Genomic DNA, 21,054 nt, shown 5'->3' on the forward strand with positions numbered 1-21,054 from the left:
GATGCACACATCTTCGTCAGATTCTGGTTTCGCCGCAGATCTGCACCCGCGCCGAAAATCAGAAGACCGCCATCATACGGCCTTCGCGTCACAAAGCCAAGGGGTATATGCAAAAATTCCGGCAAATTTCGTGCCGATCGGTTCGCGACGGGACGGACGCCGCTTTCTTGTGAGCTTTTCAGCGGCATTTCCTGGCGCTGCGCAGTCGATGGGTGCCGCCTATAGGGTGATGTCGTTATCCGCCGAGATCGTCAGCCCTACCGCGATCATGCGTAAGCTCGTTCGCCAGTTCGCGACCGCCGCGCTAGCCGAGACATCGATAGTGCTTGCCGCCGACATGTCGAACAAATGGTGTCGCGCCGATGGTCGGCCTGACAGGCCACCTGGATTCGCCACGCGAGCCGCGAAGCGATAGCCGCTATGCACGGCTTCTGAGCGCCCCTTCGACCGCCCCTGGCTCGGCGCGACGCCGCACGATTCCACGAACGAACGACATGAGCAGCATGAACGTCCCGCAGCGCTTGACCGACAACAACATGCGCTCGAACCAATGATTGCCAACGCGGGTGCATGGCCACTGCAGCTGATGTCCGGCAATGAAATCGCTCGCCGCCCCGGCGAGTCGTGCATGCTGATAAGAATGGCTGTCTGGCGGGCCTGTCGCAGCGAAGTAACGATCTGCGTGCGATACCAGGCCTGCCCGCATGACGTCCATCTGGTTCGCTTGGCCGACGACACTTGCTCCGGCTTCTACGCGGGCGCGTCGCGTCAGCCAGTACGCTCGCGCCGCAGGAAAACTGGCCCGCGGCGCGAAGATTTACCCGACAGTGCCGATCCGTGCCCCGCGCTCCTCGTGCCGTAGCATGCGCCCCGATACGGCGCTGAGCGATCCGAGCCCGGCTGACGATCTTCGGACCAGCCGGCTTACGGCGGCCCGGATATTGGGGGCTGTACGGAGGTGATGGGCGGGAGCTCAGGCTGAGCAGCCCTGTTTGCGCTAACGGTAGTTGCGAGGAATCGAGGTGGCGCCCCTCGTTCGACGATGATCGCACCGGGCTTTTTCGAAGAAGACTGTGCGCCCGGATGGGTGCCCCGCTCGCCACGCGCATTTCCGCGCCACAAATGCAAAAACCCCCGCCGGTTAGGCGGGGGTTTCTGGCTTAGGGAGCCTGACGATTACCTACTTTCACACGGGAATCCGCACTATCATCGGCGTAGAGTCGTTTCACGGTCCTGTTCGGGATGGGAAGGGGTGGGACCGACTCGCTATGGTCATCAGGCAAAGAGGGTTGTCGCGCGGCTTCGCAGCGCGACCAATCCGGGAAGAAGCAGTAATCTTGGTTGGGTTGTGAGTTGTACTCACACACATACGCGGTACTTCAACCGCAGTACGTCGAGTGCCTCGCACTCGACGCTCGATATCCGTAAGCGCTGAAGCGCTAACGGCTATCGAGACAGACTTGTTATAGGATCAAGCCTTACGGGCAATTAGTATCAGTTAGCTGAACGCATTACTGCGCTTACACACCTGACCTATCAACGTCCTGGTCTCGAACGACCCTTCAAGGAGGTCAAGCCTCCAGGGATATCTCATCTTAAGGCGAGTTTCCCGCTTAGATGCTTTCAGCGGTTATCTCTTCCGAACATAGCTACCCGGCGATGCGACTGGCGTCACAACCGGTACACCAGAGGTTCGTCCACTCCGGTCCTCTCGTACTAGGAGCAGCCCCCTTCAAATATCCAACGCCCACGGCAGATAGGGACCAAACTGTCTCACGACGTTTTAAACCCAGCTCACGTACCTCTTTAAATGGCGAACAGCCATACCCTTGGGACCGGCTACAGCCCCAGGATGAGATGAGCCGACATCGAGGTGCCAAACACCGCCGTCGATATGAACTCTTGGGCGGTATCAGCCTGTTATCCCCAGAGTACCTTTTATCCGTTGAGCGATGGCCCTTCCATACAGAACCACCGGATCACTATGACCTGCTTTCGCACCTGCTCGACTTGTCGGTCTCGCAGTTAAGCACGCTTATGCCATTGCACTATCAGCACGATTTCCGACCGTACCTAGCGTACCTTCGTACTCCTCCGTTACGCTTTGGGAGGAGACCGCCCCAGTCAAACTGCCTACCATGCACTGTCCCCGACCCGGATCACGGGCCAAAGTTAGAACCTCAAACAAACCAGGGTGGTATTTCAAGGACGGCTCCACCGAAACTAGCGTTCCGGTTTCATAGCCTCCCACCTATCCTACACAGATCGGTTCAAAGTCCAATGCAAAGCTACAGTAAAGGTTCATGGGGTCTTTCCGTCTAGCCGCGGGTAGATTGCATCATCACAAACACTTCAACTTCGCTGAGTCTCGGGAGGAGACAGTGTGGCCATCGTTACGCCATTCGTGCAGGTCGGAACTTACCCGACAAGGAATTTCGCTACCTTAGGACCGTTATAGTTACGGCCGCCGTTTACCGGGACTTCAATCAAGAGCTTGCACCCCATCATTTAATCTTCCGGCACCGGGCAGGCGTCACACCCTATACGTCCACTTTCGTGTTTGCAGAGTGCTGTGTTTTTATTAAACAGTCGCAGCCACCAGTTTATTGCAACCCTTCACCCTCCTGGCGCAGGCCAGTCAAGCTACAAGGGCGTACCTTATCCCGAAGTTACGGTACCAATTTGCCGAGTTCCTTCTCCCGAGTTCTCTCAAGCGCCTTAGAATACTCATCTCGCCCACCTGTGTCGGTTTGCGGTACGGTCACTGTTAAACTGAAGCTTAGAGGCTTTTCTTGGAACCACTTCCAATTGCTTCGCTTCCTAAGAAGCTCGCGCCACACCCTTGAATCCTGCGCCCGGATTTGCCTAAGCGCCTTCTCCAATGCAGCGACCGGGACTTCCAACACCCGGACAACCTTCCGCGATCCGTCCCCCCATCGCATTTAACAATGGTGCAGGAATATTGACCTGCTTCCCATCAGCTACGCATTTCTGCCTCGCCTTAGGGGCCGACTCACCCTACGCCGATGAACGTTGCGTAGGAAACCTTGGGCTTACGGCGAGGGGGCCTTTCACCCCCTTTATCGCTACTCATGTCAGCATTCGCACTTCCGATACCTCCAGCACCCTTTACAAGGCACCTTCGCAGGCTTACGGAACGCTCTCCTACCATGCGTGCAAAGCACGCATCCGCAGCTTCGGTATATAGCTTAGCCCCGTTACATCTTCCGCGCAGGACGACTCGATCAGTGAGCTATTACGCTTTCTTTAAAGGGTGGCTGCTTCTAAGCCAACCTCCTGACTGTTTTAGCCTTCCCACTTCGTTTCCCACTTAGCTATATTTGGGGACCTTAGCTGGCGGTCTGGGTTGTTTCCCTCTTGACACCGGACGTTAGCACCCGATGTCTGTCTCCCGTGATTGCACTCTTCGGTATTCGGAGTTTGCTATGGCGGGGTAATCTGCAATAGACCCCCCAACCATGACAGTGCTCTACCCCCGAAGGTGAGACACGAGGCACTACCTAAATAGTTTTCGGAGAGAACCAGCTATTTCCAGGTTTGTTTAGCCTTTCACCCCTATCCACAGCTCATCCCCTAACTTTTCAACGTTAGTGGGTTCGGACCTCCAGTACGTGTTACCGCACCTTCATCCTGGCCATGGATAGATCACCTGGTTTCGGGTCTACGCCCAGCAACTGAACGCCCTATTCGGACTCGCTTTCGCTACGCCTGCCCTATATGGTTAAGCTTGCTACTGAACGTAAGTCGCTGACCCATTATACAAAAGGTACGCCGTCACCCCTTACGAGGCTCCGACTGTTTGTATGCATGCGGTTTCAGGATCTATTTCACTCCCCTCCCGGGGTTCTTTTCGCCTTTCCCTCACGGTACTGGTTCACTATCGGTCGATCACGAGTATTTAGCCTTGGAGGATGGTCCCCCCATCTTCAGACAGGATTTCACGTGTCCCGCCCTACTTGTCGTACACCTAGTTCTTTCATACTGTTTTCGCCTACAGGGCTATCACCTGCTATGGCCGCACTTTCCAGAGCGTTCGGCTAACAATACAAATAAAGAGTACAAGGCTCATCCCATTTCGCTCGCCACTACTTTGGGAATCTCGGTTGATTTCTTTTCCTGCGGTTACTTAGATGTTTCAGTTCACCGCGTTCGCTTCACTAGACCTATGTATTCAGTCTAGGATGACCCAAAAGGGCCGGGTTTCCCCATTCGGACATCTACGGATCAAAGCTCGTTTGCCAGCTCCCCGTAGCTTTTCGCAGGCTACCGCGTCCTTCATCGCCTGTGATCGCCAAGGCATCCACCACATGCACTTGTTCGCTTGACCCTATAACGAGTCTGTCTCATCGACAGCCGCTACAGGTTGAGTTCTCGCGTTGTGCCGTATTCCAATTGAGCCGAACATTAAGTTCGAATCATCTTGAGATACATCGATACAATCACAACCCGGATAGTTTCCACGTCCATCTCAAGACGCTTCCGCTATCCAAATTACTTACTTCTTCCAGATTGTTAAAGAACGACAGCCGATATGGTGTTACTCATATCACTCTGACTGGCTCAATCGCCAATGCGTAATATTCGATTTTGTTCTCTCGAACCCCATCAAACATTATCCATTGGGCTCCCTTCGGGAGTGAGATGCTCGTAAGCGCTGAAGCGCTAACGATCATCGCAATTGGTGGAGGCAGACGGGATCGAACCGACGACCCCCTGCTTGCAAAGCAGGTGCTCTCCCAGCTGAGCTATGCCCCCATGTACAGAGACTTCCTCAGGTATGTTCCGCCAGACAATTGGTGGGTCTGGTTGGATTCGAACCAACGACCCCCGCCTTATCAAGACGGTGCTCTAACCGACTGAGCTACAGACCCCTGAGTCTGTCCTAATTTACAGCCGATAAGCGTGAGCGCTCAACTTTGCGAATAGCTCTGGAAAGGAGGTGATCCAGCCGCACCTTCCGATACGGCTACCTTGTTACGACTTCACCCCAGTCATGAATCCTACCGTGGTGACCGTCCTCCTTGCGGTTAGACTAGCCACTTCTGGTAAAACCCACTCCCATGGTGTGACGGGCGGTGTGTACAAGACCCGGGAACGTATTCACCGCGGCATGCTGATCCGCGATTACTAGCGATTCCAGCTTCATGCACTCGAGTTGCAGAGTGCAATCCGGACTACGATCGGTTTTCTGGGATTAGCTCCCCCTCGCGGGTTGGCAACCCTCTGTTCCGACCATTGTATGACGTGTGAAGCCCTACCCATAAGGGCCATGAGGACTTGACGTCATCCCCACCTTCCTCCGGTTTGTCACCGGCAGTCTCCCTAGAGTGCTCTTGCGTAGCAACTAAGGACAAGGGTTGCGCTCGTTGCGGGACTTAACCCAACATCTCACGACACGAGCTGACGACAGCCATGCAGCACCTGTGTATCGGTTCTCTTTCGAGCACTCCCGCCTCTCGGCAGGATTCCGACCATGTCAAGGGTAGGTAAGGTTTTTCGCGTTGCATCGAATTAATCCACATCATCCACCGCTTGTGCGGGTCCCCGTCAATTCCTTTGAGTTTTAATCTTGCGACCGTACTCCCCAGGCGGTCAACTTCACGCGTTAGCTACGTTACTAAGGAAATGAATCCCCAACAACTAGTTGACATCGTTTAGGGCGTGGACTACCAGGGTATCTAATCCTGTTTGCTCCCCACGCTTTCGTGCATGAGCGTCAGTATTGGCCCAGGGGGCTGCCTTCGCCATCGGTATTCCTCCACATCTCTACGCATTTCACTGCTACACGTGGAATTCTACCCCCCTCTGCCATACTCTAGCCTGCCAGTCACCAATGCAGTTCCCAGGTTGAGCCCGGGGATTTCACATCGGTCTTAGCAAACCGCCTGCGCACGCTTTACGCCCAGTAATTCCGATTAACGCTCGCACCCTACGTATTACCGCGGCTGCTGGCACGTAGTTAGCCGGTGCTTATTCTTCCGGTACCGTCATCCCCCGGCCATATTAGGACCAAGGATTTCTTTCCGGACAAAAGTGCTTTACAACCCGAAGGCCTTCTTCACACACGCGGCATTGCTGGATCAGGCTTTCGCCCATTGTCCAAAATTCCCCACTGCTGCCTCCCGTAGGAGTCTGGGCCGTGTCTCAGTCCCAGTGGCTGGTCGTCCTCTCAGACCAGCTACTGATCGTCGCCTTGGTAGGCCTTTACCCCACCAACTAGCTAATCAGCCATCGGCCAACCCTATAGCGCGAGGCCCGAAGGTCCCCCGCTTTCATCCTTAGATCGTATGCGGTATTAATCCGGCTTTCGCCGGGCTATCCCCCACTACAGGACATGTTCCGATGTATTACTCACCCGTTCGCCACTCGCCACCAGGTGCAAGCACCCGTGCTGCCGTTCGACTTGCATGTGTAAGGCATGCCGCCAGCGTTCAATCTGAGCCAGGATCAAACTCTTCAGTTCAAACCTGTTACTGTTTTCGGTTCCGTTAAGAACCGGTCGCTCACTCAAAGCTGACAGGTATATGAATTGCTTCATAAACCTGACTTACTTTAGTGTGAGACTCTTGATACTTTTGCTATCCGATCCGAGGATCGGTTCGCTGCCATCAAGCGCCCACACTTATCGGCTGTTAATTTTTAAAGAACGTTTCTGCGAGAAATTCTTCTTTCTCAGCAGCGCTGCGTTGTCAGCAGCAGAGAAACGAGATTATGAACACTGTTTCGCAGTTCGTCAACAACTTTTTTAACTACTTCGTTGCGACTGCGGGGTTCATCTTCCTGCGCCGGCCGGGCGCCCACCAGGGCATCCAACCAACTCCGCTTCCCCCTTCCGCGCTGCGTTGCCGTTAGCGCGAAAGAGGCGTGATTCTAGGCATCCCGCGCCGCCAGCGCAAGGGGGTGCGCGAAATAAATTCAAAAAAAACCCCGTGCGCTGCCGCGCACGGGGCGCTCCTATATATAGAGCGTATAGAGCGCCCCGTCGCTCACGACACGTCACTTCCCCGCAACCAGCGCCTGCAGCCGATCGACCGGCACCGCATCGGCCATCGCCGCGTAGCCGGCGTCGCTCGGGTGGATGCCGTCGCCGCTGTCGTAGCGACGCTGCAGAACGCTCGGGCGCGCCGGGTCACGCAGTGCCTCGTCGAAGTCCGCCACCCCGTCGAACGCGCCGCCGGTCCGGATCCAGCGGTTCACTTCCAGCCGGATCGCCTCGCGCCCCGCGGGCAACGCCGCCGGCGTGAGCGTCGCGCCAATCACCTTCACGCCCTGGCGGTGCGCAGCGTCGATCAGCCGGCGATAGCCGTCGATCAGCAATGCCGCCGTCACCTGCGTATGCGGATGGTCGCAATCGAGACCGGCTTTCGGCGGCATCGCCGCGAAGTTGATGTCGTTGATACCGATCAGCAGGATCGCCGCCTTCACACCCGCACGCGACAGTGCATCTCGCTCGAAGCGGGATTGCAGCGACGTGCCGTAGCACGCCGAATCGCTGAGCAGCCGATTGCCGCTGATCCCCAGGTTCACCACGCCGATCGCATCCGTACCCGACGACGCAAACCGGCGCGCCAACGCATCCGGCCACCGGCGATTCCGGTTCAGGCTCGAGCGCAGCCCGTCGGTGATCGAATCGCCGATCGCCACAACACTCGCGCGCGCCGGTCCGGCCTCGACCGCGAGCTCGCTCACCCACGCATATTGGGTGAAGCGGGTGCGGAACGTACCGGCGCCGGCGTCCCTCGTGAAATCGCCCGGCCCCGATACATAGTTCAGCTGGTTCGACACACGATGCCAGACTGTCATCCGCTGGTGCGCCCCCATATATAGACTGACCGCCAGCGGCCGCCCCGCCGTCACGTCGATCGCCACCGGATCGCTCTCGATCTCCTGCCCCGGCGCCAGCGTGACCGACGCCTTGCCGCCGAAACGCACCGCCGCCGGCGCGGCGTCGGCCAGCGCCGCACCTTCGCCCGCGCGCGCGAGACTCGCCGACTCGACGACCAGCGGCCCGCTGCCGTACACATTGCTCACGCGAATCCGCGCCGCCCGGCCCGCCACCGTCGGATAAACGATCTGCCGGACCGTCCTGCCCGCCACGTCGGGCGCGCGATACAGCGGCGGCGGCGCCGCCAGATCCGGAATCGGCTGCAGCGCGGTGGCCCAGGCGGCAACCCACCCCGCCGGCGCAGCGCCGGCCGCGAGCGGCGACAGGAGAACGGACGCGCCCAGCGCGGCCGCGGCAAGACTGCTACGGAAAGACATCGGCAAGATCCTCATCGGAAAGCGGGCATTGTGCCGCAGAAGCCATTCGGCTCCGCGCGTCGCCGCGCGTTCCCGCGCGCGGCTCCATTACCCCTCCTGTCGTATACCCGCACCGCATGATTTATCGCAAAAAATTTATTAACCGACCGGTCGGTTGGTTTATACTGCGCACACATTCAACCGGACGAGAACCTCGCCATGTACACGCAATCCCTCGACATTCCCGGCAACGTCGCCCCGCTCGACGCCGCGGCCGAGTCGCCCGAGCAGGCGCGGTTCGACGCGGTCATGGCCGCGGACGGCAAGATCGAGCCGCAGGACTGGATGCCCGACGCGTACCGCAAGACGCTGGTGCGCCAGATCTCGCAGCACGCGCACTCGGAAGTCGTCGGCATGCTGCCGGAAGGCAACTGGATCTCGCGCGCGCCGAGCCTCAAGCGCAAGGCGATCCTGCTCGCGAAGGTGCAGGACGAAGCGGGCCACGGCCTCTACCTGTATAGCGCGGCCGAGACGCTCGGCGTGTCGCGCGATGCGCTGATCGACGCGCTTCATGCCGGCAAGGCGAAATACTCGAGCATCTTCAACTACCCGACGCCGACCTGGGCGGACGTCGGCGTGATCGGCTGGCTCGTCGACGGCGCCGCGATCATGAACCAGATCCCGCTGTGCCGCTGCACGTACGGCCCGTATGCGCGCGCGATGATCCGCGTGTGCAAGGAGGAGTCGTTCCACCAGCGGCAGGGCTTCGATGCGCTGCTGTCGATGATGAAGGGCACCGACGCGCAGCGCGCAATGGTCCAGCAGGCGGTGGACCGCTGGTGGTGGCCGGTGCTGATGATGTTCGGCCCGAGCGACGCCGATTCCGTGCACAGCAACCAGTCGGCCAAGTGGGGCATCAAGCGGATCACGAACGACGACCTGCGGCAGAAATTCGTCGACGCGACCGTCGAGCAGGCCAAGGTGCTCGGCGTGACGCTGCCCGATCCGGACCTGAAATGGAACGACGCGCGCGGGCACCACGACTACGGCGCGATCGACTGGGAAGAATTCTGGCGCGTCGTCAATGGCGACGGCCCGTGCAACAAGGAGCGCCTCGCGACCCGCGTGAAGGCGCACGAGGACGGCGCATGGGTGCGCGAAGCCGCGCTCGCGCACGAAGCGAAGCGCCGCGCCCGCGCCGAACAACACGCCGCCTGAGCGGCATGCCCCGGCGCCCGCGCGCCGGGCTCCATCGAATCCGGGAATCCAGGAGAGACTGATGAACAAGGAATGGCCGATCTGGGAAGTGTTCGTGCGCAGCAAGCAGGGCCTCGACCACAAGCATTGCGGCAGCCTGCACGCCGCCGACGCGTCGATGGCGCTGCGCATGGCGCGCGACGTGTACACGCGCCGCCAGGAAGGCGTGAGCATCTGGGTGGTGCCGTCGTCGGCGATCACGGCGTCGGATCCGAACGAGAAGGCCGAGCTGTTCGAACCGGCGGGCGACAAGATCTACCGTCACCCGACGTTCTACACGCTGCCCGACGAAGTCAACCACATGTAACGCCCGCGCCATGACGATCACGCCCGAACACCTCGCCTACGTGCTGCGCCTCGCGGACAACGCGCTGATCCTCGGTCAGCGCAACGCCGAATGGTGCGGCCACGGCCCGATTCTCGAAGAAGACATCGCGCTCACCAACATGAGCCTCGACCTCGTCGGCCAGGCGCGCATGCTGTATACGCACGCGGCCGACCTCGAGCGCCAGCTGACCGGCGCCGCGAAGACCGAGGACGACTACGCGTACTTCCGCACCGAACGCGAGTTCGCGAACTTCACGCTCGCCGAGCTGCCGCATTACGGCCCGATCGCGGGCACCGCGCACGCCGACAAGGACTACGCGGTGACGATCGTGCGCAACTTCCTGTACGCGACGCTGATGCTGCACGTGTGGTCCGCGCTCGAAACCTCGTCCGACGCGACGCTCGCCGCGATCGCCGCGAAATCGGTCAAGGAAACCCGCTACCACGTGCATCACGCACGCGAATGGTTCGTGCGCCTCGGCGACGGCACCGACGAATCGCACCGCCGTGCGCAGGCGGCGCTCGACTACCTGATGCCGTACACGCGCGAGTTCTTCGCCGCGGACCGGATCGACGACGCGATCGCCGCGCACGGCATCGGCCCGGCGCCGGCCTCGCTCGAAGCGGGGTGGCGCACCGACGTCGACGACGCGCTCGCGGAGGCGACCCTCGCTCTGCCCTCGCCGGTCCAGCACGTCACGACCGGCAAGCAGGGCGAGCACTCGGAACACATGGGCTACCTGCTCGCCGAAATGCAGAGCCTCGCGCGCCAGCATCCGGGCGCGACCTGGTAACGCACCGACTCACCGGAGCCTGACGATGTCCGTCCCCACCGCCGCCGCCCCCGCTTCGCACCCCGCCGATCCGCTGCTCGCGCGCGCATGGGAAGTGCTGGAAGCGGTGCCCGACCCGGAAATCCCCGTCGTATCGATCCGCGAGCTGGGCATCCTGCGCGACGTCCGGCGCGCGGACGACGGCCAGCTCGAGGTCGTGATCACGCCGACCTACTCGGGCTGCCCGGCGATGTCGCAGATCGCCGAGGACATCGCGGCCGCGATGCAGCAGGCCGGCCTGCCGCCGCACCGGGTCGAAACCGTGCTCGCCCCCGCGTGGACGACCGACTGGATCACGCAGGAAGCGCGCGACAAGCTGCGCGCGTACGGCATCGCGCCGCCGGTCGGCCAGTGCGGCAGCACCGCGCCGCGCGAAAACGTCGTCCGCTTCGTGCCGCGCCCGGTCGCGGCACCGGTCTGCCCGCGCTGCGGCTCCGCGCGCACCGAGCGTCTCGCCCAATTCGCATCGACCGCCTGCAAGGCGCTGTATCGCTGCGTCGACTGCCGCGAACCCTTCGACTACTTCAAACCCTACTGAATATGGCGACCCCGCAATTTCATCCGCTGCGTATCCGCGACGTGCGGCCCGAGACCGCCGACGCCGTGACCGTCTCGTTCGATGTGCCGCCCGAGCTGCGCGACGCCTACCGTTTCACGCAAGGGCAGTTCGTCACGCTGAAAACCCATATCGACGGTGAAGAAACGCGCCGCTCGTACTCGATCTGCGTCGGCACCACCGATTACGACCGCGACGGCGAGCTGCGCATCGGCATCAAGCGCGTGCGCGGCGGGCGCTTCTCGAATTTCGCGTTCGACACGCTCAAGCCCGGCCACACGATCGACGTGATGACGCCGGACGGCCGCTTCTTCACGCACCTGAATGCGGATCACGGCAAGCAATACGTGGCGTTCTCCGGCGGCTCGGGCATCACGCCGGTGCTCGCGATCGTCAAGACGACGCTCGAGCTGGAGCCGCGCAGCACGTTCACGCTGATCTACGGCAACCGCAGCGTCGACGCGATCATGTTCGCGGAGGAGCTCGAGGACCTGAAGAACCGCTACATGAACCGCTTCGTGCTGTATCACGTGCTGTCCGACGACCTCCAGGACGTCGAGCTGTTCAACGGCGTGCTCGACCAGGCGAAGTGCGCGGCGTTCCTCGACACGCTCGTACCGGCCGACTCAATCGACGAGGCGTTCATCTGCGGCCCCGCGCCGATGATGGATGCGGCGGAAGCCGCGCTGAAGGCGGCCGGCGTGCCGCAGGCGAAGGTCCACGTCGAGCGCTTCGGCACCCCGCTGCCGCAGGCCGGCGTGCCGGCCGTCGAGATCACCGACGCGACGCCCGCCGCCGAACTCGAAATCGTCCTCGACGGCAAGAAGCGCAAGCTGCGCCTGCCGTACGAAGGCGTGAGCCTGCTCGACGTCGGCCTGCGCGCCGGCCTCGCGCTGCCGTACGCGTGCAAGGGCGGCGTGTGCTGCACCTGCCGCGCGAAGGTGCTCGAAGGCGAGGTGCGGATGGAGAAGAACTACACGCTCGAGGCGCAGGAGGTGAAGGACGGCTTCGTGCTCACCTGCCAGTGCCATCCGGTCAGCGACAAGGTCGTGGTGAGCTACGACGAACGTTGACCCGCCCGCGAGCCGGGGCGTCGACCGGCCGCAAGCCCGGCACGGTGCGGCCCGGCGTCGCTGTGCCCGACGGTTTCGCGCCGTCACACATCTCGCTTACACTAGGGGCCGCCCGTCGGCCGGACCGCGCCAGGTCCGACCGGCCGGCGGTTTTCTATTGTTGACGACAGGCCGATGAGTACCATTCACGTGATTCAGGGCGGCTCCGCCGCCGCGTCGCTCAACGAGGCGCTTGCGCAAGCCGGGCGCGACGAGCGCGTCGTCGGATTGCGCGACGATCTGGCCGTCGGGCCCCTCAAGGGCATCGACGAGACGCCGGACGCCCGCGCGGCATTCTGGCAGCGCGTGCTCGGCGATCAGATCCCCGACTGGAAGGCGGAAGTCGAACACGAGTTCGCAAGCCTCGACCTGCTGGCGATGGACACCGGCCAGGTGGTCGTCTGGCATGCGCCGAGCGTCGGCGACAAGCTGCTGCTGCGCCGGGTCGCCTACCATCTGCGCAATGTGCCGCAGCGCCTGAACGAAGTCCGCCTGTCGGATGCCGACCTCGATACGCCGCCGCCGCGTGCGGACCGCGCGTGCGCGACCGGCATGTTCTCGCCCGCGCAGCTGCGCGCGAAGCTGCCGGAAGCCGCGCCGATCTCGGTGCTGCGCATCGGCCGGCTCGCGCTCGAATGGCAGGAAGCGAAGCACCTGGATGCCGAGCTCCGCTACTGGATCAGCAACACGATCAAGAGTGGCCACTTCGCGAACCTCGATGCGCTGATCCTCGAGCACGCGGACGGCGACTGGCTGCCGGCGCGGCGGCTCGCCGGCAGCGTGATGGCCGGCGCCGACCGCGGCGGGCTGTTCGTCAGCGACTCGATCGCGCTGTGGCGCTGCCGGGAGCTGGCCGCCGCCGGCCGCCTCGAACTGCAGGACCCCGCCGCCGACCTCCCCGTCACGCTGGTGCGCGCCACCCGCGCCGCCGTGCCGCAACGCTAATCTCCCGCCTCAGAACATGGCCCGTACCCGAGCCCCCGATCACGAATCCCAGCGCGAGCAGATCCTCGATCTCGCCGCCCAGAAGTTCGCGCAGTCGAGCTACCCGAGCACGTCGATGTCCGATCTCGCGACCGCGAGCGGCACGTCGAAGGCGCGCCTCTATCACTATTACGAGAGCAAGGAAGCGATCCTGTTCGACCTGCTCGACCGCTACACGAAGCGGCTGATGCTGATCATCGCCGAGGTCGAGGGCGCCAGCCAGCGGCGCGGCCTGACCGAGCGCGAAGCATTCGCGGAGCTGGTGCGCGCGTTCCTCGCCGAGTACGAGACGTCGCACAGCCGCCACGTCGCGCTGCTCAACGACGTGAAGTATCTCGAGGATGCGCAGCGCGAGATCATCCTCGACCGCCAGCGCGACGTGGTCGCCGCGTTCGCGCGCCAGCTCGCGCGCGCGTATCCGGACCGAATCTCGCGAGACAACCAGACGTCGGTGACGATGATGGTGTTCGGGATGATCAACTGGACGTTCACCTGGCTCAAGCCGGGCGGGCGCCTCGGCTACCGCGACTTCGCGGAGCAGGTGATCGGCATGATCGAGCACGGCCTGTCGTCGCCCGCCTGATTGCCGCAAAGCAGCATGCGTTGCGCGACGGAAACACTGCATCAGCCGGCCGCGCATTTCATATGATGAATTTTTAAATCGTTTAAAATCAGTGATTTACAAAGATTTTTAAGCGTATTTAGAATTTCACCTCGAAAACGAGTACGGGTTTTCCCCAATCCGGAGACCTGCGGTCGGGTAGAATGCTGTTGCGTTGCACAACCCACTGTACGGTCACACATTGAGGAACCCACGATGAACACGCATACCCACGGCCATGCCGATGTCGTCGGCACCGCCGGTGCTGCGCCGGTTCTCGTCAGGGAACTGGCTTCCAAAGACCGTGAGCAGATGCTCACCCACTTTCTCGCGCTCCATGAAGAGGACCGCCTGCTGCGCTTCGGCCAGATGGTGCCCGACCACGTGCTCGAGAACTATGTCCGCACGATCGACTTCGGCCGCGACACCGTGTTCGGCGTGTTCGACCACGAACTCGAACTGATCGGCGTCGGCCACCTGGCCTACCTGCCCGCCGAAGGCGACAAGCGCACCGCCGAATTCGGCGTGTCGGTGCTCGAAAGCGCGCGCGGCCGCGGCGTCGGCTCGAAGCTGTTCGAGCGCGCGGCGATCCGCAGCCGCAACACGCACGTGACGATGCTGTATATGCATTGCCTGTCGCGCAACGCGACGATGATGCACATCGCGAAGAAGTCCGGGATGCGGATCGAGTATGCGTACGGCGAAGCCGACGCGTATCTGTCGCTCGCGCCCGCCGACCACTCGACGATCATCGCCGAGATGCTGCAGGAACAGGCCGCGGTGTTCGACTACGCGCTCAAGCGCCAGGCGCACCGCACGTCGAAGTTCATCGAATCGCTGATGCCCGCCGCGCTGACCGCCTGACGTCAGCCGCACCGGCGCCCGCCGCAGGCCTGCTGCCTGCGCGGCGCGCCCGGCTCCCGCGCGGATTCCGCGCAATCGCTCCCCGCTCGTTGCTTCCGCCGCCCGCCGGGCGACTCGCCGGCACGCGCTATCGCGTCGTGCGGATCGGCAGCGCCGTCGTCTCCTTGAAGCATTCGAGCGAAAAGCTCGTCTTCATGTCGATCACCGACGGATGGTGCAGCAGCTGATCCTGCACGAAGCGCGAGAAATGCGCCATGTCCTCGACCTGCACGCGCAGCAGGTAATCCATGTCACCCGTCATCGCGTGGCACGCGACCACTTCCGGCCACGCCTGCACTGCCGCGCGGAACAGCTCCGCATGCGTCGCGCCGGCGCGCGCCGGCGTTTCGTCCGCGCGCGCCGGCGCGAGCCCGCCGCGCTTCTCGAGCCGCACGCTGACGTACGCGAGCAGGTCGAGCCCGAGCTTCTGCGGATCCAGCAACGCGACATAGCCGGTGATCACGCCGATCTCCTCGAGCCGCCGGATGCGCCGCAGGCACGGGCTCGGCGACAGGTTCACCCGTTCGGCGATCTCCTGGTTCGACAGGCGCCCGTTCTCCTGAAGGATCGCGAGAATCCGCCGGTCGATGGCATCGAGTTCCACTTGCGCCATGTTCTGCCTCCCAAGCATGAATTCGAGACTGGAAATTGCGCCATCGTAGTCACACGCGATCAAGTTCGCAAGTTTTCGCCCCGGCTCGCCCGCTACACTTTGTCGCACGCACTGATTCATCGCGCGCGTCGCGGCGCGCTTCGTTATTGGCATGGAACCGGGCCGGGTGCTGAAGCGCCAAGGCCGTTCGACCGCAAAGCATGAGATCCGGGCAAGCGCTGAACCGTTGGCGCGGATCGACAAAGGAGACACGGATGCAGATCCCCACCTGGGACAACCCCGTCGGCACCGACGGCTTCGAATTCATCGAATACACCGCGCCGGACCCGAAGGCGCTCGGCCAGCTGTTCGAGCGCATGGGTTTCACCGCGATCGCGCGCCATCGCCACAAGGACGTGACGGTCTACCGCCAGGGCGATATCAACTTCATCATCAACGCCGAGCCGGATTCGTTCGCGCAGCGCTTCGCGCGCCTGCACGGCCCGTCGATCTGCGCGATCGCGTTCCGCGTGCAGGATGCGGCGAAGGCCTACCAGCATGCGCTCGAGCTCGGCGCGTGGGGCTTCGACAACAAGACCGGCCCGATGGAGCTGAACATCCCGGCGATCAAGGGCATCGGCGATTCGCTGATCTACTTCGTCGACCGCTGGCGCGGCAAGAACGGCGCGCAACCGGGCGCGATCGGCGACATCAGCATCTATGACGTCGACTTCGAGCCGATCCCCGGCGCGAACCCGAACCCGGTCGGCCACGGCCTCACCTACATCGACCACCTGACGCACAACGTGCATCGCGGCCGCATGCAGGAATGGGCGGAGTTCTACGAGCGCCTGTTCAACTTCCGCGAAGTGCGCTACTTCGACATCGAAGGCAAGGTGACGGGCGTGAAGTCGAAGGCGATGACGTCGCCGTGCGGCAAGATCCGCATCCCGATCAACGAGGAAGGCTCGGACACTGCCGGCCAGATCCAGGAATACCTCGATGCGTACCACGGCGAAGGCATCCAGCACATCGCGCTCGGCGCGACGGACATCTATCGCGCGGTCGACGGCCTGCGCGGCAAGGAAGTGAAGCTGCTCGACACGATCGACACGTACTACGAACTCGTCGACCGCCGCGTGCCGGACCACGGCGAACCGCTGGACGAGCTGAGGAAGCGCAAGATCCTGATCGACGGCGCGCGCGACGACCTGCTGCTGCAGATCTTCACCGAAAACCAGATCGGGCCGATCTTCTTCGAGATCATCCAGCGCAAGGGCAACCAGGGCTTCGGCGAAGGCAACTTCAAGGCGCTGTTCGAATCGATCGAACTCGACCAGATCCGCCGCGGCGTCGTGCAGGACAAGGCCTGACGGATGCGGCACCGGGCGCCCCGCGGCAGCGGGCGCCGGCCGGCTCAAAAAGAAAGGGCGGGAATCCTCGGATTCCCGCCCTTTTTGCTTCAGCGGCGCGGCCGGCTGGGCCGCGCGGCCGGATCAACGCACGTTCGCCCGCGGCGCGGCCCCGCGCACGCCGCCCGACGGTTGCGCGGCGGCGTCCTGGGCCGGCGCGATCTGGCGCATCTGCGCGCCGGCCGCCGCGAGTGCGCTCGCGCCGCGCGCGTGCACCGGGCCGGTCATCGAGAAAAACGCGGCGGACACGATCAGAAAACTCTGGATATGACGTGTATTCATTGCACCTCCTGTTGAACTGCCGGAGCCTCCCCGTGCGCGCCGAAACGACGGCAGGAACGGGCACCTCCGGCAGGCCGACAAGATTAACGTCAAACGGCTCGCGATCGAGGCAGCTTTACATGCTTTTACATGATGTAACGCGTCATTCCTGCTCAGGAGCGCGCTCCGCCCGGCAATTTTGACGACGAGCGGCGGGTTTATCCCAGTGCTACGATCACTGAAAACCGGCCAATATGCCGGCCACTGCCGACGCGTCCACAAGTCGCCGAAGCGCTCGAAGTTTTGGCGATCCCAAACTGGGTGGAGGAGACACATCCATGAATGCCCCGCTAGACGCAGGCCAACGCGCATCCCTGGAAGCCGCGCTGACATCCGTCACGCTCGACGACAAATACACGCTCGAACGCGGCCGCGCGTACATGAGCGGCATCCAGGCCCTCGTGCGCCTGCCGATGCTCCAGCAGGAACGCGACCGCGCCGCCGGCCTCAACACGGCCGGCTTCATCTCCGGTTACCGCGGCTCGCCGCTCGGCGGCCTCGACCAGTCGCTGTGGAAGGCCAAGAAGCACCTGTCCGCCCACCAGATCGTTTTCCAGCCCGGCCTCAACGAAGACCTCGCCGCCACCGCCGTGTGGGGCTCGCAGCAGGTGAACCTGTTCCCCGGCGCGAAGCACGACGGCGTGTTCGGCATGTGGTACGGCAAGGGCCCCGGCGTCGACCGCACGGGCGACGTGTTCAAGCACGCCAACTCGGCCGGCTCGTCGCAGCACGGCGGCGTGCTCGTGCTCGCCGGCGACGACCACGCGGCGAAATCGTCGACGCTCGCGCACCAGTCCGAACACATCTTCAAGGCCTGCGGCCTGCCGGTGCTGTTCCCGTCCAACGTGCAGGAATATCTCGACTTCGGCCTGCACGGCTGGGCGATGAGCCGCTATTCGGGCCTGTGGGTCGCGCTGAAGTGCGTGACCGACGTGGTCGAATCGTCGGCATCGGTCGACATCGACCCGCATCGCACCGACATCGTGCTGCCGTCGGACTTCATCATGCCCGACGGCGGCCTGAACATCCGCTGGCCCGACCCGCCGCTCGTGCAGGAAGCGCGCCTGCTCGACTACAAGTGGTACGCGGCGCTCGCATATGTGCGCGCGAACAAGCTCGACCGCATCGAGATCGATTCGCCGCATGCGCGCTTCGGCATCATGACGGGCGGCAAGGCGTACCTCGACGTGCGCCAGGCGCTGATCGACCTCGGCCTCGACGACGAAACCTGCGCGCGCATCGGCATCCGCCTGTACAAGGTCGGCTGCGTGTGGCCGCTCGAGGCGCAGGGCGCGCAGGCGTTCGCGCGCGGCCTCGACGAAATCCTCGTGGTCGAGGAAAAGCGCCAGATTCTCGAATACGCGATCAAGGAAGAGCTGTACAACTGGCCGGACGGCCAGCGGCCGCGCGTATTCGGCAAGTTCGACGAGAAGGACGGCGCCGGCGGCGAATGGTCGGTGCCGATGGGCAACTGGCTGCTGCCCGCGCACTACGAGCTGTCGCCCGCGATCATCGCGAAGGCGATCGCGACGCGCCTCGAGAAGTTCGAGCTGCCGTCCGACGTGCGCGCGCGCATCGCTGCGCGCATCGCCGTGATCAACGCGAAGGAAACGGCGCTCGCGAAGCCGCACGTGACGACCGAGCGCAAGCCGTGGTTCTGCTCCGGCTGCCCGCACAACACGTCGACCAACGTGCCGGACGGCTCGCGCGCGATCGCGGGAATCGGCTGCCACTACATGACCGTGTGGATGGACCGCAGCACGAGCACCTTCAGCCAGATGGGCGGCGAAGGCGTGCCGTGGATCGGCCAGGCGCCGTTCACCGACGAGAAGCACGTGTTCGCGAACCTCGGCGACGGCACCTACTTCCATTCGGGCCTGCTCGCGGTGCGCGCGGCGATCTCGTCGAAGGCGAACATCACCTACAAGATCCTCTACAACGACGCGGTCGCGATGACGGGCGGCCAGCCGGTCGACGGCGTGCTGACGGTGCCGCAGATCACGCACCAGCTCGCGTCGGAAGGCGCGAAGAAGATCGTGATCGTCACCGATGAGCCGGAGAAGTACGACGACACGAAGTCGCTGCTCGCGCCGGGCGTCACGATCCATCACCGCGACCAGCTCGACGACGTGCAGCGCGAGCTGCGCGAGATCGAGGGCACGACGATCCTGATCTACGACCAGACCTGCGCGACCGAGAAGCGCCGCCGCCGCAAGCGCGGCACGTATCCGGACCCGGCAAAACGCGTCGTGATCAACGACGCGGTGTGCGAAGGCTGCGGCGACTGCTCGGTGCAGTCGAACTGCCTGTCGGTCGAGCCGCTGGAAACCGAATTCGGCACGAAGCGCCAGATCAACCAGTCGACCTGCAACAAGGACTTCTCGTGCGTGAAGGGCTTCTGCCCGAGCTTCGTCACCGTCGAGGGCGGCCAGTTGAAGAAGCCGAAGGCCGTTGCGGTCGACGGCAGCGCGCTCCCGCCGATCCCCGAACCGGCGCTGCCGGCGATCGACCGCGCGTACGGCGTGCTGGTGACGGGCGTCGGCGGCACCGGCGTCGTGACGATCGGCGCGCTGCTCGGGATGGCCGCGCACCTGGAAAACAAGGGCGTGACCGTGCTCGACGTGACCGGCCTCGCGCAGAAGGGCGGCGCGGTGATGAGCCACGTGCAGATCTCGCACGCGCCGACCGACATCCATGCGACGCGGATCGCGATGGGCGAGGCCGACCTCGTGATCGGCTGCGACGCGCTCGTCACGGCCGGCGACGAATGCACGTCGCGGATGCGGCACGACGCGACGCGCGTGGTCGTGAACAGCGCGCAGACGCCGACCGCCGATTTCATCAAGAACCCGAACTGGTCGTTCCCGGGCCTGTCGGCCGAGCAGGACATCCGCGCGGCCGCGGGCGACGCGGTCGACCTGGTCGACGCGAACCGCTTCGCGGTCGCGCTGCTCGGCGACGCGATCTACACGAACCCGTTCGTGCTCGGCTACGCGTGGCAGAAGGGCTGGCTGCCGCTCACGCTCGCGTCGCTCGAACGCGCGATCGAGCTGAACGCCGTGCAGGTCGACAAGAACCGCGCGGCATTCGACTGGGGCCGCCGCGCCGCGCACGATCTCGCGAGCGTGCAGCAGGCCGCGGCCGGCGACGCGCGCAACGCGCAGGCCGGCGCGACGGTGATCACGCTGCACACGAAGAAATCCGTCGATGCGCTGATCGCGAAGCGGGTGGACTTCCTTACCGCGTACCAGAACGCGGCCTATGCGGCCCGCTACGCGGCGTTCGTCGACAAGGTGCGCGCAGCCGAGCGCGCGCTGGCCGACGGCGACGCCGCGCAGGAGCCGCTGACCGAGGTGGTTGCGCGCAGCCTGTTCAAGCTGATGGCGTACAAGGACGAATACGAGGTCGCGCGGCTGCAGTCCGATCCGGCGTTCCTCGCGCGGCTGTCCGCGCAGTTCGAAGGCGACTGGAAGCTGAAATTCCACCTCGCGCCGCCGCTGTTCGCGAAGAAGGACGCACACGGCCATCTGGTGAAGAAGGCGTACGGCCCGTGGATGATGTCCGCGTTCCGGATGCTCGCGAAGCTGAAGTTCCTGCGCGGCACCGGCCTCGATCCGTTCGGCCGCACCGACGAGCGCCGCACCGAGCGCGCGCTGATCGGCGAGTACGAGGCGCTGGTCGACGAGCTGGTCGGCAAGCTGAACGCCGCGAACCGCCCGCTCGCGCTCGAGCTGGCGGCGCTGCCGGACGGCATCCGCGGCTACGGCCACGTGAAGGAGAACAACCTGCGCGCGGTGCGCCAGAAGTGGAACACGCTGCTCGCGCAGTGGCGTTCGCCGGCGGGCACCCAGCACCATCAGCAGGTGGCCTGAGCGGGCCCGCGCCGGCCGCCGC

At 63.4% G+C, this 21,054-nt stretch carries 13 protein-coding genes, 2 tRNA genes and 3 rRNA genes; 10 read left to right on the forward strand and 8 right to left on the reverse strand.

Going from position 1 to position 21,054, the window contains the following annotated elements; genetic code table 11:
• Window positions 1-1,167: 1,167 nt before the first annotated feature.
• The 6 genes from rrf to ABFO07_RS01030 form a co-directional block, all read right to left on the reverse strand.
• Window positions 1,168-1,280, reverse strand: a 5S ribosomal RNA gene (rrf, locus tag ABFO07_RS01005).
• A gap of 187 nt (window positions 1,281-1,467) precedes the next feature.
• Window positions 1,468-4,348, reverse strand: a 23S ribosomal RNA gene (locus ABFO07_RS01010).
• A gap of 352 nt (window positions 4,349-4,700) precedes the next feature.
• Window positions 4,701-4,776, reverse strand: a tRNA-Ala gene (locus ABFO07_RS01015).
• A 39-nt stretch (window positions 4,777-4,815) separates the two neighbouring features.
• A tRNA-Ile gene (locus ABFO07_RS01020) sits at window positions 4,816-4,892 on the reverse strand.
• Between the two features lie 61 nt (window positions 4,893-4,953).
• Window positions 4,954-6,484, reverse strand: a 16S ribosomal RNA gene (locus ABFO07_RS01025).
• Together the 16S, 23S and 5S rRNA genes with 2 tRNA genes alongside form the textbook arrangement of a ribosomal RNA operon.
• Window positions 6,485-7,017: 533 nt before the next feature.
• Window positions 7,018-8,283: an SGNH/GDSL hydrolase family protein gene (locus ABFO07_RS01030; protein WP_347468084.1), complete on the reverse strand. Its 1,266-nt coding sequence runs from the start codon at window positions 8,281-8,283 to the stop codon at window positions 7,018-7,020.
• 198 nt (window positions 8,284-8,481) lie between these two features.
• On the opposite strand from ABFO07_RS01030, the gene paaA reads away from it, so the two are divergent.
• The 8 genes from paaA to ABFO07_RS01070 all read left to right on the forward strand — a co-directional run bounded on the left by paaA (window position 8,482) and on the right by ABFO07_RS01070 (window position 14,796).
• The gene (gene paaA, locus ABFO07_RS01035; RefSeq protein ID WP_059564005.1) at window positions 8,482-9,480 is read left to right on the forward strand and encodes a 1,2-phenylacetyl-CoA epoxidase subunit PaaA; all 999 of its coding nucleotides are present in this window, start codon (window positions 8,482-8,484) and stop codon (window positions 9,478-9,480) included.
• A gap of 61 nt (window positions 9,481-9,541) precedes the next feature.
• A complete protein-coding gene (paaB, locus tag ABFO07_RS01040; RefSeq protein ID WP_010092957.1) occupies window positions 9,542-9,826 on the forward strand; it encodes a 1,2-phenylacetyl-CoA epoxidase subunit PaaB in 285 nt (94 codons plus the stop codon).
• 10 nt (window positions 9,827-9,836) lie between these two features.
• On the forward strand, window positions 9,837-10,640 hold the full coding sequence (gene paaC, locus ABFO07_RS01045; protein ID WP_347468087.1) for a 1,2-phenylacetyl-CoA epoxidase subunit PaaC: 804 nt from the start codon (window positions 9,837-9,839) through the stop codon (window positions 10,638-10,640).
• A gap of 25 nt (window positions 10,641-10,665) precedes the next feature.
• Window positions 10,666-11,217: a 1,2-phenylacetyl-CoA epoxidase subunit PaaD gene (paaD, locus tag ABFO07_RS01050; RefSeq protein ID WP_060351487.1), complete on the forward strand. Its 552-nt coding sequence runs from the start codon at window positions 10,666-10,668 to the stop codon at window positions 11,215-11,217.
• Between the two features lie 2 nt (window positions 11,218-11,219).
• A complete protein-coding gene (gene paaE, locus ABFO07_RS01055) occupies window positions 11,220-12,308 on the forward strand; it encodes a 1,2-phenylacetyl-CoA epoxidase subunit PaaE (RefSeq protein ID WP_059801844.1) in 1,089 nt (362 codons plus the stop codon).
• A 174-nt stretch (window positions 12,309-12,482) separates the two neighbouring features.
• Window positions 12,483-13,292, forward strand: coding sequence for a DUF1835 domain-containing protein (locus ABFO07_RS01060; RefSeq protein WP_059908015.1), 810 nt, complete (start codon window positions 12,483-12,485; stop codon window positions 13,290-13,292).
• Window positions 13,293-13,308: 16 nt separating this feature from the next.
• Entirely contained in the window at window positions 13,309-13,914 is a 606-nt protein-coding gene (locus tag ABFO07_RS01065; protein ID WP_059564000.1) for a TetR/AcrR family transcriptional regulator, read from the forward strand.
• 234 nt (window positions 13,915-14,148) lie between these two features.
• Window positions 14,149-14,796, forward strand: a complete 648-nt coding sequence (locus ABFO07_RS01070) for a GNAT family N-acetyltransferase (protein WP_059563999.1) — start codon at window positions 14,149-14,151, stop codon at window positions 14,794-14,796.
• 127 nt (window positions 14,797-14,923) lie between these two features.
• Here ABFO07_RS01070 and ABFO07_RS01075 read toward each other — a convergent pair whose 3' ends face one another.
• A complete protein-coding gene (locus tag ABFO07_RS01075) occupies window positions 14,924-15,448 on the reverse strand; it encodes an Lrp/AsnC family transcriptional regulator (protein WP_059563998.1) in 525 nt (174 codons plus the stop codon).
• A 254-nt stretch (window positions 15,449-15,702) separates the two neighbouring features.
• Between ABFO07_RS01075 and hppD the strand changes: the two genes are divergently transcribed.
• Window positions 15,703-16,800: a 4-hydroxyphenylpyruvate dioxygenase gene (hppD, locus tag ABFO07_RS01080; RefSeq protein ID WP_017334972.1), complete on the forward strand. Its 1,098-nt coding sequence runs from the start codon at window positions 15,703-15,705 to the stop codon at window positions 16,798-16,800.
• A gap of 123 nt (window positions 16,801-16,923) precedes the next feature.
• On the opposite strand, the gene ABFO07_RS01085 is transcribed toward hppD, so the two are convergent.
• Entirely contained in the window at window positions 16,924-17,121 is a 198-nt protein-coding gene (locus tag ABFO07_RS01085) for a hypothetical protein (protein WP_059960745.1), read from the reverse strand.
• 317 nt (window positions 17,122-17,438) lie between these two features.
• On the opposite strand from ABFO07_RS01085, the gene ABFO07_RS01090 reads away from it, so the two are divergent.
• Window positions 17,439-21,032, forward strand: coding sequence for an indolepyruvate ferredoxin oxidoreductase family protein (locus ABFO07_RS01090; RefSeq protein ID WP_347468091.1), 3,594 nt, complete (start codon window positions 17,439-17,441; stop codon window positions 21,030-21,032).
• Window positions 21,033-21,054: the final 22 nt, after the last annotated feature.

Origin of the sequence: Burkholderia stagnalis (assembly GCF_039848545.1) — a bacterium.
Lineage (GTDB): Bacteria > Pseudomonadota > Gammaproteobacteria > Burkholderiales > Burkholderiaceae > Burkholderia > Burkholderia stagnalis.